This window comes from Pectobacterium carotovorum (assembly GCA_016415585.1).
Classification (GTDB): domain Bacteria; phylum Pseudomonadota; class Gammaproteobacteria; order Enterobacterales; family Enterobacteriaceae; genus Pectobacterium; species Pectobacterium carotovorum_K.
Genome location: CP066552.1, coordinates 2,142,158 through 2,168,258, shown reverse-complemented (window position 1 = coordinate 2,168,258; position 26,101 = coordinate 2,142,158). Strand labels below are relative to the sequence as shown.

The 26,101-nt window shown below is 55.8% G+C and carries 28 protein-coding genes; 11 read left to right on the top strand and 17 right to left on the bottom strand.

Annotated features, from left to right (window positions below; genetic code table 11):
- Positions 1 to 554 precede the first annotated feature (554 nt).
- The 4 genes from JFY74_09620 to JFY74_09605 all read left to right on the top strand — a co-directional run bounded on the left by JFY74_09620 (position 555) and on the right by JFY74_09605 (position 4,248).
- Complete coding sequence (locus tag JFY74_09620; protein ID QQG30250.1) at positions 555 to 1,541, top strand: oxidoreductase; 987 nt, start codon at positions 555 to 557, stop codon at positions 1,539 to 1,541.
- On the top strand, positions 1,538 to 1,951 hold the full coding sequence (locus tag JFY74_09615) for a hypothetical protein (protein ID QQG30249.1): 414 nt from the start codon (positions 1,538 to 1,540) through the stop codon (positions 1,949 to 1,951). The genes JFY74_09620 and JFY74_09615 overlap by 4 nt, the downstream gene beginning before the upstream one ends.
- A 140-nt stretch (positions 1,952 to 2,091) precedes the next feature.
- Positions 2,092 to 3,087, top strand: coding sequence for an NADP-dependent oxidoreductase (locus JFY74_09610; GenBank protein ID QQG30248.1), 996 nt, complete (start codon positions 2,092 to 2,094; stop codon positions 3,085 to 3,087).
- Positions 3,088 to 3,579: 492 nt separating this feature from the next.
- Positions 3,580 to 4,248: a hypothetical protein gene (locus tag JFY74_09605; protein QQG30247.1), complete on the top strand. Its 669-nt coding sequence runs from the start codon at positions 3,580 to 3,582 to the stop codon at positions 4,246 to 4,248.
- A 101-nt stretch (positions 4,249 to 4,349) separates the two neighbouring features.
- Here the strand turns inward: JFY74_09605 and narP are convergent, their stop codons facing one another.
- Together narP and narQ are read right to left on the bottom strand one after the other, a co-directional pair.
- Positions 4,350 to 4,982 (bottom strand): nitrate/nitrite response regulator protein NarP, encoded by a 633-nt coding sequence (gene narP, locus JFY74_09600; GenBank protein QQG30246.1) that lies wholly within the window; start codon positions 4,980 to 4,982, stop codon positions 4,350 to 4,352.
- A gap of 87 nt (positions 4,983 to 5,069) precedes the next feature.
- Positions 5,070 to 6,788, bottom strand: a complete 1,719-nt coding sequence (narQ, locus tag JFY74_09595) for a nitrate/nitrite two-component system sensor histidine kinase NarQ (protein QQG30505.1) — start codon at positions 6,786 to 6,788, stop codon at positions 5,070 to 5,072.
- A gap of 426 nt (positions 6,789 to 7,214) precedes the next feature.
- On the opposite strand from narQ, the gene napF reads away from it, so the two are divergent.
- Genes napF through napC form a run of 7 tightly spaced genes read left to right on the top strand, consistent with a single transcriptional unit; the run spans position 7,215 to position 13,144 of the window.
- Positions 7,215 to 7,751, top strand: a complete 537-nt coding sequence (napF, locus tag JFY74_09590) for a ferredoxin-type protein NapF (protein ID QQG30245.1) — start codon at positions 7,215 to 7,217, stop codon at positions 7,749 to 7,751.
- The gene (gene napD, locus JFY74_09585; protein QQG30244.1) at positions 7,748 to 8,068 is read left to right on the top strand and encodes a chaperone NapD; all 321 of its coding nucleotides are present in this window, start codon (positions 7,748 to 7,750) and stop codon (positions 8,066 to 8,068) included. Before napF ends, napD begins: the two co-directional genes overlap by 4 nt.
- Positions 8,065 to 10,551 carry a nitrate reductase catalytic subunit NapA gene (gene napA / locus JFY74_09580; GenBank protein QQG30243.1) on the top strand — a complete coding sequence of 829 codons (2,487 nt, stop codon included), beginning with the start codon at positions 8,065 to 8,067 and terminating at the stop codon, positions 10,549 to 10,551. Before napD ends, napA begins: the two co-directional genes overlap by 4 nt.
- Positions 10,552 to 10,556: 5 nt before the next feature.
- Entirely contained in the window at positions 10,557 to 11,249 is a 693-nt protein-coding gene (gene napG, locus JFY74_09575) for a ferredoxin-type protein NapG (protein ID QQG30242.1), read from the top strand.
- Positions 11,236 to 12,099, top strand: coding sequence for a quinol dehydrogenase ferredoxin subunit NapH (gene napH, locus JFY74_09570; protein ID QQG30241.1), 864 nt, complete (start codon positions 11,236 to 11,238; stop codon positions 12,097 to 12,099). The genes napG and napH overlap by 14 nt, the downstream gene beginning before the upstream one ends.
- Positions 12,096 to 12,533, top strand: coding sequence for a nitrate reductase cytochrome c-type subunit (gene napB, locus JFY74_09565; GenBank protein QQG30240.1), 438 nt, complete (start codon positions 12,096 to 12,098; stop codon positions 12,531 to 12,533). The genes napH and napB overlap by 4 nt, the downstream gene beginning before the upstream one ends.
- 8 nt (positions 12,534 to 12,541) lie before the next feature.
- The gene (gene napC / locus JFY74_09560) at positions 12,542 to 13,144 is read left to right on the top strand and encodes a cytochrome c-type protein NapC (GenBank protein ID QQG30239.1); all 603 of its coding nucleotides are present in this window, start codon (positions 12,542 to 12,544) and stop codon (positions 13,142 to 13,144) included.
- A 609-nt stretch (positions 13,145 to 13,753) separates the two neighbouring features.
- Here napC and ccmI read toward each other — a convergent pair.
- The 15 genes from ccmI to nrfB all read right to left on the bottom strand — a co-directional run bounded on the left by ccmI (position 13,754) and on the right by nrfB (position 26,079).
- The gene (gene ccmI, locus JFY74_09555; GenBank protein QQG30238.1) at positions 13,754 to 14,623 is read right to left on the bottom strand and encodes a c-type cytochrome biogenesis protein CcmI; all 870 of its coding nucleotides are present in this window, start codon (positions 14,621 to 14,623) and stop codon (positions 13,754 to 13,756) included.
- On the bottom strand, positions 14,620 to 15,078 hold the full coding sequence (locus tag JFY74_09550) for a cytochrome c-type biogenesis protein CcmH (protein QQG30237.1): 459 nt from the start codon (positions 15,076 to 15,078) through the stop codon (positions 14,620 to 14,622). The genes ccmI and JFY74_09550 overlap by 4 nt, the downstream gene beginning before the upstream one ends.
- Entirely contained in the window at positions 15,075 to 15,632 is a 558-nt protein-coding gene (locus JFY74_09545; protein QQG30236.1) for a DsbE family thiol:disulfide interchange protein, read from the bottom strand. The genes JFY74_09550 and JFY74_09545 overlap by 4 nt, the downstream gene beginning before the upstream one ends.
- Positions 15,629 to 17,584, bottom strand: coding sequence for a heme lyase CcmF/NrfE family subunit (locus JFY74_09540; GenBank protein QQG30235.1), 1,956 nt, complete (start codon positions 17,582 to 17,584; stop codon positions 15,629 to 15,631). The genes JFY74_09545 and JFY74_09540 overlap by 4 nt, the downstream gene beginning before the upstream one ends.
- Positions 17,581 to 18,063: a cytochrome c maturation protein CcmE gene (gene ccmE, locus JFY74_09535; protein QQG30234.1), complete on the bottom strand. Its 483-nt coding sequence runs from the start codon at positions 18,061 to 18,063 to the stop codon at positions 17,581 to 17,583. The genes JFY74_09540 and ccmE overlap by 4 nt, the downstream gene beginning before the upstream one ends.
- Positions 18,060 to 18,281 (bottom strand): heme exporter protein CcmD, encoded by a 222-nt coding sequence (gene ccmD, locus JFY74_09530; GenBank protein ID QQG30233.1) that lies wholly within the window; start codon positions 18,279 to 18,281, stop codon positions 18,060 to 18,062. The genes ccmE and ccmD overlap by 4 nt, the downstream gene beginning before the upstream one ends.
- Positions 18,278 to 19,018 (bottom strand): heme ABC transporter permease, encoded by a 741-nt coding sequence (locus JFY74_09525; GenBank protein QQG30232.1) that lies wholly within the window; start codon positions 19,016 to 19,018, stop codon positions 18,278 to 18,280. Before JFY74_09525 ends, ccmD begins: the two co-directional genes overlap by 4 nt.
- A 68-nt stretch (positions 19,019 to 19,086) precedes the next feature.
- Positions 19,087 to 19,743, bottom strand: a complete 657-nt coding sequence (gene ccmB / locus JFY74_09520; GenBank protein QQG30231.1) for a heme exporter protein CcmB — start codon at positions 19,741 to 19,743, stop codon at positions 19,087 to 19,089.
- The gene (gene ccmA / locus JFY74_09515; protein ID QQG30230.1) at positions 19,743 to 20,363 is read right to left on the bottom strand and encodes a cytochrome c biogenesis heme-transporting ATPase CcmA; all 621 of its coding nucleotides are present in this window, start codon (positions 20,361 to 20,363) and stop codon (positions 19,743 to 19,745) included. Before ccmA ends, ccmB begins: the two co-directional genes overlap by 1 nt.
- Positions 20,364 to 20,735: 372 nt before the next feature.
- On the bottom strand, positions 20,736 to 21,596 hold the full coding sequence (gene nrfG, locus JFY74_09510; GenBank protein QQG30229.1) for a heme lyase NrfEFG subunit NrfG: 861 nt from the start codon (positions 21,594 to 21,596) through the stop codon (positions 20,736 to 20,738).
- Positions 21,593 to 21,994: a heme lyase NrfEFG subunit NrfF gene (gene nrfF, locus JFY74_09505; protein QQG30228.1), complete on the bottom strand. Its 402-nt coding sequence runs from the start codon at positions 21,992 to 21,994 to the stop codon at positions 21,593 to 21,595. Before nrfF ends, nrfG begins: the two co-directional genes overlap by 4 nt.
- Complete coding sequence (locus tag JFY74_09500) at positions 21,987 to 23,861, bottom strand: heme lyase CcmF/NrfE family subunit (protein ID QQG30227.1); 1,875 nt, start codon at positions 23,859 to 23,861, stop codon at positions 21,987 to 21,989. Before JFY74_09500 ends, nrfF begins: the two co-directional genes overlap by 8 nt.
- A gap of 21 nt (positions 23,862 to 23,882) precedes the next feature.
- Positions 23,883 to 24,845: a cytochrome c nitrite reductase subunit NrfD gene (gene nrfD / locus JFY74_09495; protein QQG30226.1), complete on the bottom strand. Its 963-nt coding sequence runs from the start codon at positions 24,843 to 24,845 to the stop codon at positions 23,883 to 23,885.
- Entirely contained in the window at positions 24,842 to 25,513 is a 672-nt protein-coding gene (gene nrfC, locus JFY74_09490; protein QQG30225.1) for a cytochrome c nitrite reductase Fe-S protein, read from the bottom strand. Before nrfC ends, nrfD begins: the two co-directional genes overlap by 4 nt.
- Complete coding sequence (gene nrfB, locus JFY74_09485; GenBank protein QQG30224.1) at positions 25,510 to 26,079, bottom strand: cytochrome c nitrite reductase pentaheme subunit; 570 nt, start codon at positions 26,077 to 26,079, stop codon at positions 25,510 to 25,512. Before nrfB ends, nrfC begins: the two co-directional genes overlap by 4 nt.
- Positions 26,080 to 26,101: the final 22 nt, after the last annotated feature.

Here is a 26,101-nt window from a genome sequence, read left to right as displayed (position 1 = left end):
TTGTCTTATAACAATAGTTACATGCCTACACATATTAATGTCATTCATAATCAAAAATCTTGACGAAATAAATGATGACCATCATTATAAAAACCAGATTATTTTCTATAAGAGATGATAAATCATGGCTGGCTGCTTAGTTTTTGTCGGAAGAGCATCTTGAAAACATCGAGAACGGTTGTCCCATAGCAGCACTCGGTTCAGAAATGCCACGTCAAGCGCCCGAAGTGCGGCACGCTGCCACCTGCCAATTTACACAATCCCGACGCCGTCACGATTAGCACTTTCAAGACGCATACATCACGATGGCAAACATTAACCACTTGTCGGGTTATATCGATCCAAAGCTGCAAAAAAATTGCAATTTCTTCGCCGATTCGCACCAGCCAGTGTACTGGGGTCAGGGATCCGCAAGGAGCTGCAACTTGATGTGAAGAAGTCTTCGTAAATCAATGCATGCCAGTCATGCCGGCTGGTTTGAGCCCAGACAGGCTATATTTCCCTTGCTGGGTAGATGCACGACATAACCCAACGAATGTGAATTGGAGAAAAAAATGACGTTCAAAGCACTGCTTGCTACCAAAACTGGCGATATAGCCTCAACCCATCTCGTCAACTTCAAAGATGAAGATCTCATGCCTGGCGATGTTATCGTCTCCGTTGAGTATTCTACAGTAAATTACAAGGATGCCTTGGCCGTCACTGGCCGCAGCCCCATCATCCGTCATTACCCGCTCATTCCTGGCATCGATTTCGCCGGTATTGTCGAGCGCTCAAGCTATCCGGGCATTACCGTTGGCGACCGTGTGCTGGTCAATGGTTGGGGATTGAGCCAAACCCACCACGGCGGCTTTGCGCAGAAAGCACAAGTGCCCGGCGACTGGTTGATCAAGATCCCTGACGTATTTTCGACCAAAGATGCCATGGCCATCGGTACTGCTGGTTATACCGCAGCGCTATCCGTGCTGGCACTGGAACACGGCGGTCTGACGCCCGATCGCGGCGACATTCTGGTGACGGGTGCCAATGGCGGCGCAGGCTCGATAGCCATCGCGCTGCTCTCCGATCTGGGCTACCGCGTGGTCGCTTCCACCGGGCGTCCTGAGGAAGCGGATTACCTGCACAGCCTTGGCGCCGCCGAAATCATTGATCGCAGCACGCTATCTGAGCCTGGTACACCAATCGGCAAAGAATGCTGGGCTGGCGTCATCGATTCAGTCGGCAGCCATACTCTGGCCAATGCTTTAGCACAAACCCAGTATCGTGGGGTAGTCACTGCCTTCGGTCTGGCTCAGGGTACAGACTTGCCTGCGTCCGTATTCCCCTTCATTCTGCGTAACGTCACCCTTGCAGGTATTGATTCGGTCAACGCGCCCCAGTCCGCGCGTTTGCAGGCGTGGGCGCATCTTGCCCGCAATTTGAATCTGGACAAACTGGCGCATACCACGCAGGTGATCGGTCTGGCCGATGTGCCCGTCATCGCCGAACGCGTACTGGAAGGCAAGGTGCGTGGGCGCACCGTTGTGGACGTGAACGCATGAGTATTCACACCGCCTCTCGCAGCTTCCGCTATCTGTCCATCCTATCGGCGCTGCTGTTCTTTGCGCTGGCTGCGATCTGGTTATTCACTCCCGCAACGCTACTCGCCAACTGGGGCGTCGCCTTCGGTGGCGGTGTCGAAGGTCTGATCGGCCGCCGTGCTGCACCGCTATATGCCGGTATCGGGGTCATGCTTTTTGCCCTGAGAAATGCGCCACCTTCCGCCGGGCGAACGGCCGCAGTCGCGGGCTTCATCACGGCCTGCCTGCTGCTGGCGTTGCTGGGTGCTGTGGAGTGGGCCGCAGGACGGGTTAATGCGGGCATCATGTCGGCAATTGTGGTCGAAATCGTTCTGCCGCTGGCCTTTGTGCTTGCCATTCGTGCTGAACGGAAGAGCCTACCGCGCCGCTAGGCAGGCATCAACACCGCGCCGTTAGACGGGCATCAACACCGCGCCGTTAGGCGGGCATCAACATAGTAGGGATGCACCGTCGGGCGTTGTCCCTACTTCAACCGTTATTCCTCTTTCAACAGGTAAAGGGCTACATCACCATGAAGGCATTTTTCATCAATCGCTACAAGGACACGGGCCAGATTGGTCAATTGCCCGACCCCGAGGTGGGGCACAACGACGTATTAGTGCAGGTGCACGCCGCCAGCATCAACCTGCTGGATGCCAAGATTCGCAAAGGGGAATTCAAGCTCATTCTGCCCTATCGCCTTCCGTTGGTGTTGGGCAATGATCTCGCTGGTGTGGTCGTGGACGTCGGTCGCAATGTCCGTCAGTTCAAGGCTGGCGACACCGTTTATGCTCGCCCCCCAGAGGATCGCATCGGCAGCTTTGCCGAGCTGATTGCCGTGAAAGAGGACGCACTGGCGCTCAAGCCGACCAACCTCGACATGGAACAAGCGGCCTCCATCCCGCTGGTTGCCCTGACGGCCTGGCAGGTGCTGGTCGAGACCGCACAACTGAAGCAAGGTCAAAAGGTGCTGATTCATGCTGGTTCGGGCGGCGTAGGCACTATCGCCATCCAGCTTGCTAAACACCTCGGTGCGTTTGTCGCGACCACCACCAGCACCAGCAATGTCGAATGGGTGAAAAATCTGGGTGCCGATGTTGTGATCGACTACAAAACGCAAGCGTTCGAAAATGTGCTGAAGGACTACGATGTTGTCCTCAACAGTCTGGGCAACGACGTACTCGAAAAATCACTTCAGGTACTCAAACCCGGCGGCCGACTCATCTCTATCTCTGGGCCGCCGACACCTGCCTTCGCCGAGCAGCAAGGGCTGTCCTGGTTCCTGAAACAGGTATTACGCCTATTGAGCCGACGCATCCGCCAGAAAGCCAACAAACACGGTGTGCGCTATGACTTCGTTTTCATGCGCGCAAACGGCAACCAGCTACGGGAAATCACTGCGCTGATTGAATCCGGTGCAATCAAACCCGTCATCGATCGTACTTTCCCACTGGCATCTACCGCAGAGGCACTGGCTTATGCCGAGCAGGGAAGATCGAAAGGCAAAGTCACCATCAGTATTCGATAGCTCGCTGGTGCTGAATAGAGGAAGACGTTTCACTCACGGGAACACGGTGATGTGCTGGTGTGATACCCAATGTGCCCTTAGATGGCTCTGATCGGACAGGCCAACGGAGGCCGCTACATCGGCGGCACCGTGGGCCGAAGCGCACAGTTGTTTCACGGCATTCAGGTGCACAACATTAAGACAAGCGTGGAGAGGAAGGCGATAAGCCGCACTAAACAATGGATTCAATCGAACGGGGCTAAGCACGCCAGCAAATCCTGCTCATCACGTCAGACAGCGCGAAATTTCAACACGCCCATAGGTAACATCCAAATAACCTACAGATAACTTAGGGCGCAAAGATTCCTCCGCCACGCGTCTTCACGCATTTTTATTCTAGCGAATGATCCGCCTAAATGATAAATTAACTCGCTGATTTTAGTCAGTTAAAAACTGTTAGCAGACGGATTCTGCCTCGCAACAAAGATAAAAATAATCACATCAGGAATGTAAATGAAACCATTCATTAAAGTTACAATGCCTTTACTTGCGCTTTCCGCCGCATTTTCGTCTCATGCCGCAGAGACCATCTCGCCAACGGCCGTATCCGATCTTTATATTAAGACTCTGGTCAACCATGACGATCAGGCTATTCGTCAGCTAAATGATTACCTTCGCCCCGACCGTCTGCGTTCAGGCCGAAGTGCCGACTATGCAAACGCGGCTGAACTGAAAGAAGCCGATAAAGCCTTTCCTGGTGAAATAGCCGAAATGGCGCAGGCCTTGTTTCCAGAACCGCTTAGAGAAGGACTCAGATCGCCTCTGGAAAGCTTGATGACGACCGTGCAGCAGGCCAGACAAAAATCCGAATGCAAATCCCTGTCAGCTGGCGAGCCAGAAAAGGACAGTAACGGCATACTAACCACTCAGGTAACATTTGAGTGCGTTCTGGTGAAAACGAATGAAACCTGGGCGGAAGGTGTGCAGCGGCTGGCAAAAAGCAATTGCAGCGCCTCACAGTGCAGCAGTGAACTGAAAAAACTACAGGATGCTTACTCAGCGCCCGTCAGTTTTACCTATCAGGGAACCTTTTCACTGAGCAAAGTGCCTCAAGATAAAGACAAGGCATGGCGCAATGATTTCGCCAGGGAGACGTTTGACGAAATGCTAAGCCAGTTCTGAGCCTGAGACCTCCAGCCCCTTTGGGGTAGAGGTTACATCGTTTAAGACACGTAAATCGTTTTTTTCGGCGGGCGACAATCCGCCGTTAACGAGCAGCGGCCTTACTGGCCGCGAGTCTCCAGATACAACACCGTGGCGGCGACGCGGGATCGTACGTTGAGTTTGCGTAGCATGTTGCGGATATGCACTTTTACCGTCTCTTCTGAGATATACAGCACACTCGCAATTTGCTTGTTGGATAATCCAGAGGCCACTTCCTGTAGCACATCCAGTTCGCGCTCCGTCAATACGGTAAAGGGCGACGGCGTGTCCTGTATGGCGATACGGTGGCGCAGCACGTCCCGCACCTGCTCACTGAAGGCATCACCGTTACGAATCGCATCCAGCAAGTGTTCTGGAGCGCTGTCTTTAAGCAGATAGCCATCGGCACCTGCGTCCATTAGCGCATAAATATCGCTCGGCGCATCGGAGACCGTCAGCACAATGACGCGGGCGCAGATCCCATCGCGCCGCAGCGCGTGAAGCGTATCCAACCCGCTCAATCCTTTCATGTTGAGATCGAGCAAGATGATATCGGGTGAATCCCGATTCGCGAGGCTCAGCGCCTCCATGCCGTTGCTGGCTTCCCCGATCACATCAAAAATGGCATCGGTTGCCAGTAACTGACGGATTCCCCGGCGCATAAGCGGATGATCGTCAACGATCAGCACGCGATAAGATGGTTTTTCTGACATGCCCAGCCCCAATGTAATATGGATCTTATTATTTTTTATTTATGATTTATCCCTGTCATCTTTCAAGTTACGTGTATGCCGCTCGAATTATTCAGGGTAGAGATTGTTCGTGTTGTCGCGTTCACGCGCGGTCGTCGGCGTCGAAAAACAGACGCTAACCTGCGTTCCCCCTTCAGGGTGGAGGCCAATAGATAACTTTCCTCCTAACCGTTCGGCGCGCTCCTGCATAATATTTAAACCATAATGTCCTGCGGGTTCCTCCTGATTGATAATGCCGCAGCCGTCATCACGAATATCAACACAGTAACGCCCATCTGGCTGCGTATGACAGTTGACGGTAATCGTCGTCGCCTGCGCGTGTTTAATGGCGTTCAGCACCGCTTCACGGATGATTTGCAGCAAGTGAACCTGCTGTGATGCATCCAGCGCCTGCGTAGGAATACGGCAATCGATCTCAATCGTCGCTGGCGTCTGCGCTCTTAGCGGCTCAATCATCTCCTGCATCGCCGCCGGCAAATCGGCCTGTTGCAGCGTCAGCCGGAAGGTTCCCAGCAGCTCCCGCAGTTGGCGATAAGCATCGCTTAACGCCTGTTCAAAATCTGTGATGATCTGCCGGGCCTGCGCATTTTCTTCCGATACTGCACGCTTTAATAACGCCATCTGGATATTCAGATAAGACAGCACCTGAGCCAGTGAGTCATGCAGTTCACGCGCGATGGTGGCGCGCTCTTCCATCAGTAACAGCTGCTGGTAGTGCTTCTGCGCCTGATTGAAATAGAGCCCGCGACCCAGCATATTAGCGACACTTTCCATCAGCTGCGCCGACGGCTGCTGCGCTGATGCCTGCCACCGCAGCTGTCCAAACTCGACCTCTTGCAAACGGATCGGCAATGCCCGCCACGCGATCTGCTCATCCGGCTGGCCTTCACACAACCGCCAGTTCTCCCCGACCCGCATTTCCAGACAAACGACCGTTTCATAGCGGTGAACAATTTGCAGAATCTGCTGAAAGCAATGCCTGTCGATCGTGCTGACATTCATCGCCTGAGAGCAGTTGTACAGCACCTTCAGCATGCGGTTCACTTCCTGCAAGCGCAGCGTTTTCTGCCGAACCTTATCTTCCAGAGAGCGATAAAGTTTTTGTAATTCGTCAGTCATGCTACTGAAGGTTTGCGCCAGTAATCCCAACTCGTTAGGCAGATTGACGTCCAGCCGCGAATGGGTAAAACGCCCTTTCTCGATGGACGAACAGGCCGCCATCAGCTTATTTAACGGCACGACCACCTGACGACGAATGCGGCGCAGCGTAAAGAAGATCAGTATATAGATAGTGATCGAGCCAATTATTGATGTCACAACGACTATCATCATCTTGCGTTCGGAATAGTGCTGCAACGCCAGCACAAAGAGATCGATCTGCGTGACATAGCGAACAATATTGTCCTGATACCACACCCGATCCCCCGCATTCAGGCGCTCATCCATCGTTTTCCAACTCTGTAACAGCGCCGCATAACGATCGCGCACATCGCGCGGTACATACCAGCGATCCAACAGGTGAAAAACCGGGGAATCCAGCGTTTGCGCATAGAGGCGGCGATGCGGTTCTAACGCGGCACGATCGCCCTGTAGGTCATATCCCATGCGATAGCTTTGCATACGCATCGATCCGGCAACGTTGATCGCTTCCGCATCGCGTAAACCGCTGGCTAACGTCAACAGCGCAATACCCGTCGTCAGAAATGAAAGCAGGGCGATATAAAAAAACGCGCGCGCCAGACTGGTAGAAACAGGACGTTTAACCATCACGACGAATAATCCTCTTTGGCATCATACAGACTCTAATACCCTAAATAATTCGAGTTGCGGGAAGGCGGCAAGAGAATGAGTCCCGATGAGCTTACTCAGGTAAGTGATTCGGGTGACAAATCTGCCGGGAGCAGATTTGAACGCTGCTTGCAGCGGCCCTTCAGGGCGAGGCCCACGACGGGCCGAGTATTTAAACGCAGCCAACGCACATGCAGCTTGAAGTATGACGGGTATTTACTATCACGATCCCCACTAGCTCCCGCAAGCCAATGAGACGCGAATCCCACATAAGCTTGATCCGGCACCACCATTTACCTCTAAAGGGTGATTATCGCATACAGCCTAAGAGGAATAGTGTAACCCCTACAAAAACAGCGTGTTTTCTATTGGATATTTCATTGCGTGCCAGAGCGACAAACTGCCATGACTAACCTCTCCCGACGTTCCTTACTGACTGGTGGCTTACAGCGTGCAGATAACACGCTGCGTCCGCCGTGGAGCGGTGCGGAAAGTCATTTTCTAAGCCAGTGCACGCGCTGCAACGTCTGCGTTGATGCCTGCGGCGCGGGGATTATCCAACGTGGTTCAGGCGGCTTTCCCACTGTCGATTTCCAACACGGTGAATGCACATTCTGCTACGACTGTGCTCGCGCGTGTCCAGAAGCGCTGTTCGCGGAGAGTCACACCTCGCCGTGGGAATACCACCTGACGATCCAAGGTGCCTGTTTATCACTGCATCAGGTGGAATGCCGCAGCTGTCAGGATGCGTGTGAAACAGGCGCGATACGATTTCGCCCCACCATTGGGCGCGTTGCTGCACCGTCCATCGACGACGACGCCTGTACCACCTGCGGTGCCTGCATTTCCGGCTGCCCTGTCGGCGCCATATCGATGAAAAAAATCACAGCGGGATATCACACCGCGCCAGCGCGTCTGCCGACGCAACAGGAAAACCGATGAGCACAGTCTGGCATGTTTGCAGTGTAGTAGTTCACGTCAACACGGCGCAGATGGCAGCCGTTGGCGAGGCGTTAGCGACGCAACCCAATTTGGAAGTGGGTGCCAGCGATAGCGATACCGGAAAAATGGTCGTGGTATTGGAGTCAGATTCAGAAGACACGCTGTTAAAACAAATAGCGTCAATACGCGAGCTTACAGGCGTACTGGCGGTTTCGCTGGTTTATCACCAGCTTGATGAACCGTCTTTTGATGAACAATCTTTTGCTTTCGATGAACAACCTCTTGATCAACAAGCTCAGGGTGAGGAAATACTATGAAACTCAGTCGACGACACTTTATGAAGGCGAACGCGGTCGCAGCGGCAGCCGCGGTAGCAGGCATCACCATACCCACCGCGGTTCGTGCCGTGACCGAACAGTCGGATGCTATCCACTGGGATAAAGCTCCTTGCCGTTTCTGTGGCGTAGGATGCGGTGTGCTGGTGGGGACGCAAAATGGCCGCATCGTCGCCAGTCAGGGCGATCCCGAAGCACCGGTTAACCGTGGATTAAACTGCATCAAGGGCTATTTCCTGCCAAAAATCATGTACGGACAGGATCGCCTGACCCAACCTTTGCTCCGCATGCGTGACGGCAAATTCGATAAAGAAGGCGAATTCACCCCAATCTCCTGGGATCAGGCATTTGACATCATGGCGGAGAAATTCAAAACCGCACTGAAGGAGAAAGGCCCGAACGCGATAGGCATGTTTGGCTCTGGGCAATCAACCATTTGGGAAGGCTATGCGGCCGCCAAACTGTTCAAAGCGGGCTTCCGCTCCAACAATATTGACCCCAACGCGCGTCACTGTATGGCATCGGCGGTTGTCGGCTTTATGCGTACCTTCGGTATGGATGAACCGATGGGCTGCTACGACGATATCGAGCAGACCGATGCGTTTGTCCTGTGGGGCTCTAACATGGCGGAGATGCACCCGATTCTCTGGTCGCGCATCACCGACCGCCGCCTGTCGAACAGCAATGTCACGGTCGCCGTGCTGTCCACCTACCAGCACCGCAGTTTTGAGCTGGCGGATAACGGCATGGTGTTTACGCCGCAAACCGATCTGGCCATTCTCAACTACATCGCCAACTACATTATTCAAAACAATGCGGTGAATGAGGCTTTCTTTACCCGCCACGTCAACCTGCGCCGAGGCGTGACCGATATCGGTTATGGCCTGCGTCCGACGCATCCGTTGGAAAAAGCGGCGAAAAATCCGGGTTCCGATGCATCTGAACCGATGAGTTTTGAAGAGTACAAAGCCTTTGTCGCCGACTACACGCTGGAAAAAACGGTCGCGCTCAGCGGCGTTCCCGCCGATCAGTTGGAAGCGCTGGCAAAACTCTACGCCGATCCGAAGAAGAAAGTGATCTCCTACTGGACGATGGGCTTTAACCAGCACACGCGTGGCGTCTGGGCGAACAATCTGGTTTATAACATCCACCTGCTGACGGGCAAGATCTCTCAGCCGGGCTGCGGGCCGTTCTCGTTAACCGGGCAACCTTCTGCCTGCGGCACCGCGCGTGAAGTCGGCACCTTCGCCCACCGCCTGCCAGCAGACATGGTGGTAACCAACGAAAAACACCGCGCGATGGCGGAAAAGCTGTGGCAATTACCGACAGGCACGATTCCTGAAAAGATCGGCTTACACGCCGTCGCACAGGATCGGGCGCTGAAAGACGGCACGCTGAATGCCTATTGGGTGATGTGCAACAACAACATGCAGGCCGGCCCGAACATCAATCAGGAGCGTATGCCGGGCTGGCGCGATCCGCGTAACTTCATCGTCGTTTCCGATCCCTACCCGACGATCAGCGCCTTGTCCGCTGACCTGATTTTGCCTACCGCAATGTGGGTGGAAAAAGAAGGTGCCTACGGCAATGCCGAGCGCCGGACGCAGTTCTGGCGTCAGCAGGTTAAAGCGCCGGGCGAGTCAAAATCGGATCTGTGGCAGATGGTGAGCTTTGCCAAACGCTTCGCCATCGAGGAAGTGTGGCCGGAAGAACTTCTGGCGCAGAAACCGGCTTATCGCGGCAAGACACTCTACGACGTGCTGTTTGCTAACGATGTCACCACGCGCTTCCCGCTCAGCGAATTAGCGGAAAACCAGTTGAATGATGAATCTCGCGACTTCGGTTTTTACCTGCAAAAAGGCCTGTTTGAAGAATACGCCGCGTTTGGCCGTGGGCACGGTCACGACCTGGCGCCGTTCGATACCTACCACAAGGTTCGCGGACTGCGCTGGCCGGTCGTTGACGGCAAGGAAACACAGTGGCGTTACAGCGAAGGGCACGATCCTTACGTCAAAGCGGGAGAAGCCTACCGTTTCTACGGCAAACCGGATGGCAAGGCGGTTATTTTTGCGCTGCCGTACGAGCCTGCCGCAGAAGCGCCGGACGACGAATACGATCTCTGGCTCTCCACCGGCCGCGTACTGGAACACTGGCATACCGGCAGCATGACGCGTCGCGTACCGGAATTGCACCGCGCCTTCCCCGAGGCCGTGCTATTTATGCACCCGCAGGATGCCAAAGCGCGCGATCTACGTCGCGGTGAGAAAGTCCGTATTATCTCGCGCCGTGGTGAAGTCGTCTCGATTGTTGAGACACGCGGTCGTAATAAGCCACCGCGTGGGCTGGTCTATATGCCGTTCTTCGATGCCGCACAGATGACCAACGTCCTGACGCTGGATGCGACCGATCCGCTGTCGAAAGAAGCGGACTTTAAGAAGTGTGCCGTCAAGCTGGCTAAGGTGTAACGCGCATGGCACGCCCGGAGAATTCATCACCCGCTCGCCGTCGCTTTCTGCGTGACGCCGTCCGCGCCGTTGCTGGCTTATCAGCAGCGGTGACGGTTCTCGGCATTCAGCAGCGACGCGCTCAGGCAGACGTACTCCGGCTACGGCCGCCGGGTGCGCTGTCTGAGGCGGCGTTTTCCGGTGCCTGCATACGCTGTGGCCAATGTGTTCAGGCCTGTCCGTACGACACGCTGAAACTGGCGACGCTGGTCTCCGGCTCCGCAGCCGGTAGCCCTTACTTTGTCGCACGCGATATTCCGTGTGAGATGTGTGAGGACATTCCCTGCGTGGTCGCTTGCCCCAGCGGTGCATTACAGCCGTTGAACGCTATTGATGACGCCCGCATGGGATTAGCGGTGCTGCTCGATCAGGAAAACTGCCTGAACTATCAGGGGTTACGCTGCGATGTCTGCTATCGCGTCTGCCCCCTCATCGATAGCGCCATCACGCTGGAGCCAGAGCGCAATGCCCGAACCGGAAAACATGCCCGTTTTCTGCCGACGGTGCATAGCGATGTCTGTACCGGCTGTGGCAAATGTGAAAAAGCCTGTGTGCTGGAGCAGCCAGCGATAAAGGTCTTGCCGCGCGCGCTGGCAAAAGGCGAGCTCGGACACCACTACCGTTTCAGTTGGCTGGAGGCACGCGATGGCAAACCGTAAGCAAGACGCCGGACGAGAAGCTCAGGCGAAAAAAGGCTGGTGGCGTAGCCACCGCTGGCTGGTATTGCGTCGGCTGACACAGTCTCTGGTGCTGCTCATGTTCCTCAGCGGCCCGCTGTTAGGCTTCTGGATCCTGCGCGGTAATTACAGCGCCAGCCGCTTGCTCGACACCGTACCACTTAGCGATCCGCTGATGGTGTTGCAAAGTTTGGCTAGCGGTCATCTGCCTGCCGCCCTCGCGCTGGTCGGTGCGCTGATTATCACGCTGAGCTATGCGCTGGCAGGCAAGCGCGTGTTCTGTAGCTGGGTCTGTCCCGTAAATCCGCTCACCGATTTAGCCTCCTGGCTGCGTCGCCGTTTCGGCATCACCGCCTCGGCGACGATCCCCCGCAATCTGCGCTATCTGCTGCTGATTATGATCGTGGCAGGGAGTGCACTGACGGGCGGGCTGCTGTGGGAATGGGTCAACCCTGTTTCACTGATGGGTCGCGGGATAATTTTCGGGTTTGGTGCAGGTATCTGGCTGCTGCTGGCGCTATTTCTGTTTGATTTATTGGTCGTGGAACACGGCTGGTGTGGTCACCTTTGTCCAACAGGTGCGCTGTATGGCGCGCTTGGCAGCAAAGGCGCACTGGTTGTAGATGCCGCCGAGCGTGAACGCTGTACGCGCTGCATGGACTGCTTTCATGTCTGTCCAGAGCCACAGGTACTTCGCGCGCCCTTGCTCGATAAACACAGTCCGGTACAGGTTACTGACCGAGACTGCATAACATGCGGACGCTGTATTGATGTCTGCGCTGAAGACGTTTTTAAAATAACCCTTAGATGGAAACCGGGAGCAAAGTCATGAAAAGCCTGAGAATGGGATGGTTTCGCTGGATCACCGCCCTGGCGATAATGGGCAGTGCAATCGCTACTGCACAGGTAGATTTGAGCCAATCGCCAGAAGTCGCCGCGACACAGCCGGGAAATAGCCGGATGCCGAAGCAGCAGGAGCGTATGGCGCTCAACTATGTCAACCAGCCACCGATGATCCCGCATAGCGTGGATGGCTATCAGGTCACCCCGACCTTTAACCGTTGCCTACAGTGCCACGGCGTGGAGAGCTATCGTTCCACCAGCGCCCCCCGCGTCAGCCCAACCCATTTTGTTGACAGAGACGGCAAAGTGCTGAGCAATGTCGCACCTGCACGCCATTTCTGCCTGCAATGCCACGTGCCGCAAGCGGACAGTTCGCCGATTACCGGTAACACGTTCGCCCCTTCTAAAGGCTTTGGACAGTGAGGTTTGCTATGAAACAACCAGGAAAAGTGGGACGGTTGTTACGCCAGCTGTGGCAATGGTGGCGTCGTCCGAGTCGGCTGGCGCTGGGAACATTGCTCATTATCGGCTTCGCGGGCGGTATTTTCTTTCTGGCGACATCCCAGAAAGGCATGGAAATGAGCAACAGCGAGGCGTTCTGCATCAGCTGTCATGAAATGCGCAATACCGTGTATCAGGAATATATGGAAACCGCGCACTACAGCAACCGCAGCGGCGTACGCGCTACCTGCCCGGATTGCCACGTTCCGCATGAATTTGTGCCGAAAATGGTGCGTAAGATTCAGGCCAGTAAAGAGCTGTACGGCAAAATAATGGGCACGATTGATACGCCACAAAAGTTTGAAGCACACCGGCTGACGATGGCGCAGAGCGAATGGCGGCGCATGAAAAATAACAATTCTCAGGAATGCCGCAACTGCCACAACGTTGACTACATGGACTTCTCAGGGCAAAAAACAGTCGCGGCGGAAAAACACAGCGAAGCGATAAAGCTCGGTCAAACCTGTATTGATTGCCACAAAGGCATCGCCCACAAACTGCCGGACATGCACGGCGTCAAAAGCGGGTTATAACCCGCACCTCTTCGTCACACTCGGGACGGCGTATGCCGTCCTCAACACAAGCGGAAGCATCCGCCCTTCCCTAGTCTGATTATCGTATTTTTGTGAATACCGTGAGAGTTTCGTGCGCAATAAGTAGTGAGATCTTCTGCAACTCGCGTCGCACGCGCCCGACGCGGGGCGGTTAAAGCCGCTCTCAGTACAGACGGAAACATCCGCCCCAAAATAACAATGAACGAAGTTCAGTCTTTTGATTTTATGGGATTGGTTCGCGTAAAAAAATCGCGCAGAGGTGTACATGACCGCCGGATGAGCGGCATGGACGCCGCGAAAGCCTGCGCCGCGTCGGGAGCGCGTCGCAGGCAGTCCGAACAGCGGGCATAAACACCGACGGCACCGCGAAGCGGCGCGATTTAACGCGAAAAGCCAGGGGTCACGGGGCGACGGCAACTGAGCCGCCCCGTGTCGGGCGCGTGCTGCAACGGTTGCAGAAAAAACCGTGGGTAATGCGCACGAAACCTTCACCGTAACAACAGAAACAACAGAAACAACAGAAACAACAGAAACAACAAAAGGGCGATATATCGCCCTTCTGCTATTGATGATGAAGATAAAAAAGGATTATTTCCCCGTGGTAGCCTGCACCGACATTGACGCTTTCGCCTGTGCCACGCTGCGTTCAATGACCGCTCGGCGCGTGTCGTTTTGCGGTAACAGCTTCAACATGGCTTCCCAGGCGTTAATCGCGTCCTGATAGCGCTGGGCTTCATAGGCATTGAAAGCCAATAGGCTCAGTACACGCACATTGGTCGAGCCGGAATTCATCAGTTCACGCAGCATGTCACCACCACGCTGGCTATCACGCGGGTTGGTGGATCGTGATAGCAGATCGGCATAGTCCAGCGCCAGATCCGTATTCTTCGGATCGAGTTGGAACGCCTTGGCAAACGCCTGCACGGACATGTCGTAGTTATTCAGCAAGCCTGCAATACGCCCCAGCATCCACCAGTCTTGTGGATTGTCTGGCTGCGTTTCCAACTGGCTACGCAATCCAAGACCGAGACGCGCGACGTCTTCAATAGTCAGTGGTTCGGCATCAGGATCCAGCGCTCGCTTCATCAGGTCCGGCGTTAACGCCACAACCTGCTGCAATTCCTGTACCCGATTAACCGCGGAAGTCTTCCAAAATACGCCGAGGCTGACAATGGCCAGCAACAGCGCGCCCGGCAGCAAAACCCAGCTGTTCAGCGGACGCTGTTGTGCCTTCTCACTGCCGGGAATGTCCTGCAATAGCGTATACTGGAGTTCCTCAACCAGTTGAGCACGTTCCTGCTCATTGGCGACATCCACCGTAAGCTCACGCAGACGATCGCGATACAGCGCCTGATTGATCGCATCGCGATCGTATTCGCCCCGTGACGACCACGGCGCAAGCAGCAGCGCGGAAAGCGCAATCAGCGATAGCACAATGGTTGCGGTCAGTAACATCATTCGGATTTCCCCTCACGTTCCAACAGCGTCTGCAAGCGCTTCTTATCCTGTTCGCTCATCGGTTCTTTGGCGCTTCTGATGCGGCGGGCACGCCGAATAATCCCCCATGATCCCACAGCCAGAAACAGCGCGGGCAGGAGCCACAGCAGAACCGTAAAAGGCGTGATCGGCGGTTCATACGTCACAAAATAGCCGTAACGATCCACCATATAATCGACAACCTGCTCTTTCGTTTGTCCCTGCTGCATCAGTTCATACACTTTCTGCCGCATATCCGAAGCAATCATCGAATTGGAATCGGCAATACTGTTGTTCTGGCATTTCGGGCAGCGCAACTGCATCGTCAACTCACGAAACTGTTGCTCCTGCGTGTCGTTGTCAAAACGCAATACCTCGGAGGACGCCAGCACGCTGAACGACAGCAGCAGTGCGCTAAGGAAGCCAATCACTCTCATGCGCCGCCCTCCTTACTGTATTTGTCCCACAGCGGTTGCAGCGTTTCTTGCCACACCTGCATGTTGAGATCGCCCGCGTGACGATAGCGAATGATGCCTTTCCCGTCGATCAGGAACGTTTCCGGCGCGCCATACACGCCCAAATCCAGCCCCAACATACCGTCGCCATCAAATAAGCTCATCGCATAGGGGTTGCCTAGCGTCTTCAGCCATTCGACCGCTTTGGGGCGTTCATCTTTATAATTCATGCCCACGACGCGAATCCCCTGCGCCGCCAGCGTGTTGAGAAACTGGTGCTCGGCACGGCACGTCGGGCACCAGGTCGCCCAAACGTTCAGCAGCAGCGGTTTGCCATCGCTCAGCTCAGATTGGCTATAAACCTTTCCCGCCTGATCCAGCGATTCAAGACGAAACGCGGGAATCGGTTTGCCAATCAAGGCTGACTCCAGCCGCATGGGATCGTCGCCGTCGCTGTTACGCACCAGTTGCCACAGCAAGGCAACGGCCAGCAGTAAAAACAGGACAAGCGGGATTAACAGAATCTTACGACTCATGATGATGTCCCCCGGACCGCGCGACGCAGGCGATAGCGAGGATCGAACATGCATAGGATGCCGCCTAACGCCATCAGCCCCCCGCCGTACCAAATCCAGCGGATAAACGGTTTGTAATACAACCGCACCGCCCAGCTCCCGTCATCCAGCTTTTCACCCAAGGCCGCATAGAGATCGCGCGTCACACCCGCATCAATGGCGGCTTCCGTCATGATCGCGCCACTGGTGTTGTAGAAGCGTTTTTCCGCCTTCAAGACCGCTTCCGGCTTGCCGTTGTGCGTCACCTCAATCGTCCCTTTCGCGCTTTGCCAGTTCGGCCCCACGACATCACGCACGCCTTGAAACGTAAAACGGTAATCGTGGATCGCGATGCTGTCGCCCGCCCGCATCCGTACATCGCGCTCAACGCTATAATTCTGGCTGAAGGCGATGCCTACCACCGTCACTGCCAGCCCAATATGACCGCACACCATGCCCCACTGGCTCAGTGAAAGCGTCGTCAAACCACGCAGCAGACCATGACGACGGGTGGAGCTGGCATGCAGCTCGTACACCGTTAAGAAGAACACCCACAGCGCCATCGACAGGCCGACCACCGTCATGGCAACAACGGAATCCTGTAACAGCCACGGCAGTAGCAGCGACAGCGCGGCGGTCACGGCCAGCGCAATCAGCAGCAGCTTACGCAGCTTTTGCGGCTCGTCGCGCCGCCAGCGAACCAGCGGCCCCACGCCCAGCAGTAAGGCAAACGGTGCCATTAGCAGGGTAAACATGGTGTTAAAGAACGGCGCACCGATCGAAATGCTGCCTAAACCCAACTGCTTATGCACCAGCGGCAGCAGCGTTCCCAGCAGCACGACGAGCGTGGCCGCCATCAGGATCAGGTTATTGCCGAGCAGGAAAGTCTCACGCGACCAGAGCGAATTCGTTACCCGCGCCCGTACCCGGTTACCTTTGATGGCAAACAGCAGCAAAGAACCGCCGATAACAATGACCAGAAACGCGAGAATAAACATGCCGCGCGCCGGATCGGAGGCAAACGCATGCACCGACACCAATACACCGGAACGCACCAGAAACGTTCCCAACAGGCAGAGCGAGAACGCGCCGATGGCCAGCAACACCGTCCAGGCCTTGAAACTGCCGCGTTTTTCGGTGACTGACAGCGAATGCAGCAGCGCCGTGCCCACCAGCCACGGCATCAATGACGCATTCTCCACTGGATCCCAGAACCACCAGCCGCCCCAGCCGAGTTCGTAATACGCCCAGCCCGAACCGAGCACGATACCCAGCGTCAGGAACGACCAGGCCGCCTGCGTCCACGGTCGGGACCAGCGAGCCCATGCGCTGTCCAGTCGCTCAGCCAGCAGCGAGGCGACCGCAAACGCAAACGCCACGGAAAACCCGACATAGCCCATGTAAAGCAGCGGAGGGTGGAAAATTAACCCGACATCCTGCAACAGCGGATTGAGATCGCGTCCGTCAATCGGATAGTCCGGTAGCGTGCGCGTAAAGGGATTCGACGTCAGGATGATGAACAGCAAGAAGCCGACATTAATCATCCCCATGACGGCCAGCACGCGGGCGACCGCATCCAGCGACATCCCCCGACTGAATACCGCCACGGCGAAGGTCCAGCCGCTCATCAGCAGCACCCAGAGCAGCAGCGATCCTTCATGTGCGCCCCACGCTGCCGCCACGCGATACCATATCGGCAGCGCGCGGTTCGAGTTATTGGCTACGTAGAGGACGGTGAAATCATTGATCACCAGCGCATGCACCAACACGAGGAAAGACGCCAAAATGCATGCAAACAGCGCCCAGGCAAGCGGACGCGCCAACGTCATCAGACGAGTATCCTGACGCGATGCGCCCCACAGCGGATACACGCTGAGCAACAGCGCAACGCCTAGCGCCAGACAGAGCAGATAATTGCCCACTTCAGGCATCATAACCGTTTACCCTCTGTGGCCGCCGCCGGTGCATGGCCATGCTGTCCTTCCATCGCCGCTTTGATTTCGGGTGGAGTGTAGTTTTCATCATGTCGGGCAAGCACTTCTTTTGCCATGATGTGATCGTCGGTATCCAAAATGCCCTGCGCCACCACCCCTTGCCCCTCGCGGAACAGATCCGGCAGCATCCCGTTATAGGTCACATCCACTGAACCCTGCGCATCATAAACGGTGAAGCGGACTTCCAGACTTTGGCTGTCGCGGCGCACGCTGCCCGGCATCACCATGCCGCCGACGCGTAAACGCTGCCCAATCGCCGGTTTTTCCTGCGTTTCGTTCTTGCCATAAAGAATTTCACTGGGCGTATAAAAGAGATCGATATTTGAGCTCAATGCATAGAGCGTCAGCGCTATCGTCACTACCGCACCGCAGACCACGGCCACGATGGCATAGAGGCGGGTTTTACGCGGCGTACTCATTGCACCACCTCCATCGTTTCCGACTGGCGGGCCGTATTCTTACGCTGCTCGCGCGCCTGCTGGCGGCGGATATCACTCAGCAATGCGCGGCGACTTAACAGGGTATGACCAACCAATGCGCTCAGCGGTAACAGCGTTAGCACCACTGCCAGCCACACGTAAAAGGCATAGCCGCCCATCGCAAAGAAATCTTGCCAACTTGTGAAAGCGATGTTCATCGTGCTATTCCTCCTTTATTAAGCAGCGCAGCCACCCAGGGCGCGCGGCGCTGCTGCACCAGTATCAAGTTACGCAAGCGCATGAGTGACAACGTCACGAATAAGCTCATAAATCCTAACATCATGATTCGCAGCGGGAGACGCATGGCGGGATCGATCGTTTTCTGCATTTTTGTCGATCCCTGATGCAGGGTGTTCCACCACTCGACCGAGAAATGGATGATGGGTAAATTCACCACGCCAACCAGCACCAGAATGGCCGCCGCACGACCGGCAAGACGGCGATCGTCAAAGGCGTTGTAGAGCGCGATGATGCCCACGTACAGAAACAGCAGAACGAGTTCCGACGTCAGACGCGCATCCCACACCCACCAGGTCCCCCACATCGGTTTGCCCCAGGTGGCGCCTGTCGTCAGCGCAATAAAGGTAAACACCGCGCCGACCGGTGCCATCGCCGCCACGGCCAGCTCCGCCGTTTTTGACTGCCGAATCATCCCGATAAGCGCACATATCGCCATCACCGCATAGACGCCCATCGACCACACGGCCGCTGGCACGTGCAGGTACATGATGCGATACCCTTGCCCTTGCTGATAATCCGCAGGCGCAAACCCAAATCCCAGCAGACAACCGCCAATCAGCAACGCGGCGCTGATCAAGGCAACCCAGGGGATAAGCCTGCCGCAAAGGCCATAAAGGCGATCCGGCTGCGTAAGCTGATAGTTTTTTTTCAACATAATCGTGTGCTCACTTTGCGTAAAACTCATCCCAATGGGACGATGAAGGCGATCCTGAGATCGGAAAATTATTGTATGCTCACCCGCAACGCCGCCGCCGTGGCAAACGGGCTCAGGGTGGCGCTACCCGCCAGAAAGGCACCGAGGATGGCCAGATACCCACCGACTGGCAGTTGCATCATCGCGGCCTCGACCGCCGCCGTCGCAAATATCAACAGCGGTATGGTGAGCGGCAAAACCAGCAGGCTTAACAACACGCCGCTGCGGCGCAGCCCGACCGTTAATCCCGCGCCAATAGCACCCAGAAAACTGAGCGTTGGCGTGCAGAGCAACAGCGTTAACGCCATCACCCACCAGCCGTGGCTGTCCAGCCCAAACAACAGTGCCGCCAGCGGAGAAAGCAGTAACAGCGGCAGCCCGCTGACCATCCAGTGCACCACCACTTTCGCCAACACCACTAACGGCAGCGGCAAAGGCAACAGCGTCAGCTGTTCCAGCGAGCCATCCTGATAGTCATCGCGGAAAAGGCGATCCATCCCCAGCAGCGAAGCGAGCAACGCCGCCACCCACACCACGCCGGGTGCCACGCGCATCAATAGCTGCGGCTCTGGTCCAATAGCCAGGGGAAATAAGATGATGACGATCAGGAAGAACCACAGAGGGTTAAGAATTTCCGCGTTATTGCGCAACGCAACGCGCAGTTCTCGAGCAATCAGCCGCCGCATTATGGAGTTCCCTCACTCGGCGTAAGCTGGATACAACGAATATCCTGAGCGAACGGACGCAGCGGCTGATGGGTGGTTAAAATGATGATGCCGCCACGCGCAATATGGTGTTCCATACGCTGTGTCAGCATTTCGACGCCCGCCACATCAAGCGCGGTCAGCGGTTCATCCAGAACCCACAGCGGGACGTCGGTGAGCCACAAACGCGCCAGCGCGACACGACGCTGTTGTCCCGCCGAAAGACGCGCTACGGGTACATCTTCATAGCCAGCCAGCCCGACGGCGGCCAACGCTTGCCAGAGTGCATCCTGATCCTGTTGCGGATAGAAAAAGCGCAGGTTCTCTTCACCCGTCAGGACACTTTTTATGCCCGGCTGATGGCCTAACCACAGAAGCTGCTGATTAAACTGCTCGCGCATACGGTTGATGCGTTGCCCTTGCCAGCAGATCTCCCCCGATTCAGGCGTCGCCAGACCGCTTAAAATGCGCAATAGCGATGTTTTGCCCACCCCGTTGGCACCGGCAATCTGCACCATTTCTCCCGCGCTGGCCGTAAACGACAACGCGCTGAACAGCACATGCTCATCGCGTATGCAAACCACATCGCGCGCTTCTAACATCGGGGTGTACTCCTACTTTCTAATGCCATATACCCTTGGGTATAGAATAACATGGTGCCTTTACTCCCCCTCTTGGGGGCCGTAACCCTAAAGAGTTAATCTTTTTTATTGAGATCAATAAAATCGGTGATTCCGGTTATTTCTGTCATCGAGTCGTATCGAAAACCACGCCGACACGCTTAAACCGGAAATATATTGGGCATATTTTTATGCAGCCGCCGAGACTGTTTCGTGCGCCACAAGACCTTCATTTCATGCTCCCGCTTAGCACGCGCCCGACGCAGGGCGGCTCAATCGCCGTCGCCCTGCGAACCCTGGCTTACCGGATAACAGGCGCGACCAAAAGCCCGCTAAAGCAAAACGTATCACGCACTATTTCTGGCTATTCTTCAGCAGCATTGCCGTGTTGATCGCCTCGATCAACTGGACGCGATTAACCCGTGGGCTGTACGTGTCCAGTAAGCGCTGCCAAATCGTAATCGCGCGTGCATAATCGGCCTTCAAAAACGCATCGGATGCCAGCAGCATCAGCGCCGTCACTTCATTGGCATCCAGCGCCAGCGCTTTATCAACCATCTCTTGCATCGGCGGTGTGACGGCCTGACCGGCCTGGTAATACAGCACCGTTGCCAATGCCGAATACAGCTCAGCACTGTCACCCTTCAGCGCAATCGCCTGCCGATAAGCGCGTAACGCGTTGTCATACGCGTTACGGTAAAGATAATATTCACCCAGCTCAGCCCAGAGGACGCTGTTGCCCGGCGTTTTACGAATGTTGTCCTGCAAGGCAGTAAGCTGTTTTTCCTGCTGTTGCGCGTCGCTAAAATCGTGTAGCGGATCGGCAAGTCGCTGGCGTTCTGTCTGAACCAGCGCAGCACGCGGGCTTAGCATGTAGAACGTCGCACTGCCCAATAAGATAACGATGACCGCAGCCACAACGGCAATGGCGGGCATTGGGCGCTGCGCAGAAGAAGAGGATGAGGCTAACGGCAGATCGTGGGACAGCTCTCGACCCAGCATCTTTGCCTCATGCTCGGACAGATGCTTTCCTGCCTGTTCACACTGAAAATGCCAGATGCGCTCCGCTAAACGCTGTAGCTTGCCATCCCCCTCCGACTGACGCAGGGGCAGTAGCGGCCATAGTAGCCCGGCCGCCAGAACGACAATCGCGACGGCGACGAACACCATACTCAATAGGTTCAGGTCCAACAGGCTCACGCTTAACAGGCTCATGGGCGCGCCCCTCGATTCTGCCGCCGCATCACCCGCCACGCGATAACCACAATCGCTAACAGCAAAAGCAGCGGCGTGAGCCAAAGGATGCCGGTTTGCATTTTCATTGGCGGGTTGTACTGAACAAAGTCGCCATAGCGTTGATTCATAAACGCCATAATTTCTGACCTGTCCTTGCCCTGCTCCACCATAGAAAAGACCTCATGACGCATACTCACCGCCACGGGCGAATTCGATTCCAGCAGACTCTGGTTCTGGCATTGTGGGCAGCGTAATTCGCCAGCAATCGCCATCGCAGCCTGACGCTGCGCCTGACTGGAAAACGCCCAGGTATCGACCACCTGAGCCTGTACAGAAAAAGCCAGCAGCATGAAAAGGAGCGCAATGTATTTACTCATAGGCCCTTCTCCCCCTGAACCACCCCAGCAGCGCGCCCGCGACCATCAGTAGGCCGCCGCCCCACACCCAGCGAACACCGGTTTGCACATAGAAACGCATGGCATAGCGGTTTTCGCCGGTTTTCTCTCCCATCACGGCATACCATTCTCTGATTGGCCCCCAGGCAATGCCCGGCTCAACCATCTGCTGTTTACGTGCGTTGTAATAACGACGTTCCGGCATGATGCGGGCGATCGGTGAGTCGCCACGATAAATCGCAATCACGGCCTGCTCGGCGGTGTAATTCTGCGCCGCCACTAACTCCAGCTGTAAAAATCGGAAATGGTAGTCGCCCAGCGAGACCTGTTCTCCCTGACCCACATTGGCGCTGATTTCCTGCTTGCTGCCCGCAGAGAACACAATCCCCAGGGCAAAGAGCGCCACGCCCGTATGCGCGAGCAGGGCAGGAAGCTGCTGACGTATCGCCGACAGCGGCTGTAACCACTGCGCGGCCATGACCCAGCCGATCAGACCTGCAGCCAGTGCGACGGCGTACCCATGCGACCATAAGACCAGCGCGGTGATGACACCGACAGCCAGCGTCACTTCGAAACGCCGGACAGGCCATCGTGCGCTGCGTTTCCAGTAGCCTCCCGCCGCTACCCCGATGAGCAACAGCATCAGGCCACCGAAGGGCAAGAGCACTCGGTTAAAATAGGGCGCGCCCACGGAGATTTTCCCCCAGCCCGCCAACCCATAGATCATTGGGTAAAGCGTGCCAAGTAATACCACCAGCGCCACGGCACTGAATAACAGCAACACCAGCAGTATCGCCATTTCCCGCGACCAGCCGGAGAAGCGGGCAGCAGAATGGACAAGCTGAGCCCACCAGCCATAAACCGCTAGCGCAGCCATACTCAAGCAGGCAAACAGGATAAATAGAGGTACCGCACGGTCATGTTCGAGAGCGAATGCATGAACCGACACCAATATCCCGGAGCGCACAATCAGCGTGCCCAACAGACATAAAATGAATGTCAGCAACGCCAATATCAGCGACCAATGGCGAAAGATGCCGCGCATGCGGGTGACAGACAGGCTGTGCAGTAATGCGCTGGCCGTAAGCCACGGGAGCAGCGAGGCGTTCTCTACCGGATCCCAGAACCACCATCCTCCCCAGCCCAGTTCGTTATAGGCCCACCACGATCCGAGGATGATTCCTAGCGTCAACAGGCTCCAGGCGGGCAGCGTCCAGCGCCAACAAATCCAGGCGGCGGGTGCAGTAAACTCACCGTGAATCAGGGCGGCTAACGCCAGCGCCGCACTCACAGTTAACCCGCCATAGCCCAGATAGAGCAACGGCGGATGAAGAATAAGGCCAATGTGTTGCAACATGGGGTTGAGATCCCTTCCCGCCACCGCAGGCGGGAAGAGACGTACAAAGGGATCGGAGAAAAAGACAATGAACACCATCAGCGCAGTCGCGATCACGGCCAGCATCGCCAGCGTCAGCGGAAACAGATCGCTCTCCGCCTTACGATAGCGACAGGCGAACACGGCACTCCAGCCGGTTAAACATAACAGCCACAGCAGCAGCGATCCTTCATGCCCGCCCCAAACCGCCGCAATTTTTAGCCCCAGCGGTAAATCACGATGGCTATGCTGGGCGACGTAATTAACAGAAAAATCATCCTGTACCACGCTCAGCGTCAGCGCAATAAACGCAAACAACACAAGACCAAACAGTACCAACGTCCAGCACCGCGCCAGTCGGTAAGTGCCCGACCAGCGCAGGGAGTAGCCTGAAAATGTCAGCAACGCCGTCGCCACACCGACGCAAACCGCCAGCGACAGCGCGACATACCCAAATTCTGGCAATAACAACATTAACAGGCCTCTTGCTAGGAATTAGACAACGGTTAACTGCCCCGCATAGAGGATAAAGAAGCGCAGTAACAATACGCCCACCAGACTCATACCGCAGACCGCCAGCACGCCATAAGGTGAATGCTGTCGGTTAGCCCATGACTTGAGCAGCAAGGGAAGGATTAATCCAATCCCTACCACGCCCAGCCAGAACCACACGGCCCAGAACCCACCGCCCACGGCAGCCACCAGCGCCCGCTGCTTCCCATCGTCCCCTAAAGCAAGACCGATAAAGAACGCAAACAGCAAGAAGATTTCTAGCCACACGACCGGCGTTTCGACACGGTGTACAAAGTGCGCTTCTTCGCTATGCGGATTGCGGCGATAGCGGCAAGCCATGGCGATCAGCGCGACTGCGGCACCGGAGGACACCCCCGAAAACAGGAATAGCGCCGGTAAGATCGGGTTATTCAGCAGCGGATAGGTCTTCAGCGCGGAGAGTAAAAACCCGGTATAAGCCCCTAACATCACCGCCAGCAGTAACATCACGATATCCAGCGATTTCTGCATCGGTGCCAGCCAGCCGAGCACCTTGGGAAGCATGATCAGCTTCGGCAACCAGCGCTGTTGCAGCACGATAACCTGCTCGCTGAAAATGTTGACCAACCAGACCGCCAGCGCCGCCATATAGACCTGAAACAGCATGACCCCAACTGACATCACCGAGGTAAAGCTGTAATGGAACATGAGCTTCCAGAACGTCCAGGGGCGCGTCAGGTGGAAAACCAGAATCAGCAATCCCAGAATGATGGTGCACGGTGCAAGAATCAGCGTGGTGCGCATTAGCGTACTGTCGGCGGTTGCCTGTTCGGGGTGGTAGCGTCGCAGTAAGACCGACAGCGTCACCAGCCCCGCAGAAATGCCCACCAGGAACAGGTAAATCGCAATCGGCCAGTCCCAGACTAACGAAGCAAAATGGAATGCGCTTGAAGACACGGGCGTCATTGATGAACCTCCCCGTATTTAAACGGTACGCGATAAACCTTAGGACGAGTGCCGAGCGCGATTTTGTAGCGATACGTCGGCTGTTGACGAAGCAGGCGGGAAATCTCGCTATCAGGATCGTCAAGGTTGCCGAACGTCAGCGCGTTCGTCGGACAAGACAACACACAGGCGGGCAGTTTTCCGGCTTTCAGGTTGGTCTTGCGGCAAAAGTCGCACTTGTCCGCCGTTTTCGTCTTCGGATGAATAAAGCGCACCTGATAAGGACAGGCAGCAATACAGTATTGGCACCCTACGCACAGATCGGGATTCACATCCACAATGCCGTTTGTCGCATCACGATACGACGCCCCGGTCGGACACACATCAACACAAGGCGCATGATCACAGTGCTGACAGGAGTGACGGAAAAAGCGGTATTTCACGTCTGGGAAGGTCCCAATCGGTTCGCTGCGAACGATCGTCAAGCGTGATACGCCTTCCGGCACCTGATTGACTTCCCGGCAGGCATCCATGCACGCCGTACAGCCGATACAGAGCGATTCATCGTGGACCATGCCGTAGCGGACGCCGTTGATATTCAGCGTCTGTGCGACAACCTGCCCCGCCGTACTGGTGATGGCAATGAGCCCCCCCATACGGGCAAGAAATTGACGGCGAGAGCAACTCATGGCTGCCTCTTATTACCCAGATGAACTGAGGCTGGGTTGAAGTCTGGGTTATTGCGCTGATCGCTATGGCAATCCACGCACAGTTTGATGCGGCTCTTGTCGTTCAGCGTCTGCATACTATCCTGCGTGGGGTGCAACTGGTGGCAACTGGCACAAGCCACTTTCGCGACATGCACATCGTGTGGCCAAAACGATTTCTGCAACTGTTCCGGCGTATGACATGACATACAGACGCTGTTTTGTTCTTCCACCTTATACATCGGGAAGTTAAAGCGCATGACATCTCTAACGCCTTCGCGGTGCATCGGCGATGGCTTGCCGTGGCAGTTTGTGCAGGTCAGCTGTTTCTGGTTATGCGGGTTGACGGCGGAGGCATGTTTGCCCTGCATGCCATCCTCTTCCGGTTTATGGCACTGTAGACACGCCTCATCGGGATTGCGCTGCGGCATGACTTCCCAGCGCTCTCCTTTTTCCGCCTGAGGTGCGGGCTGCGTCAGCCCTGGCAATGCCCAAAGCATGCCTGATACCAGCACCCCGGCAGTCAATAACGAACGTAATACGCTCATATCCACTCCACTTTATGATCGC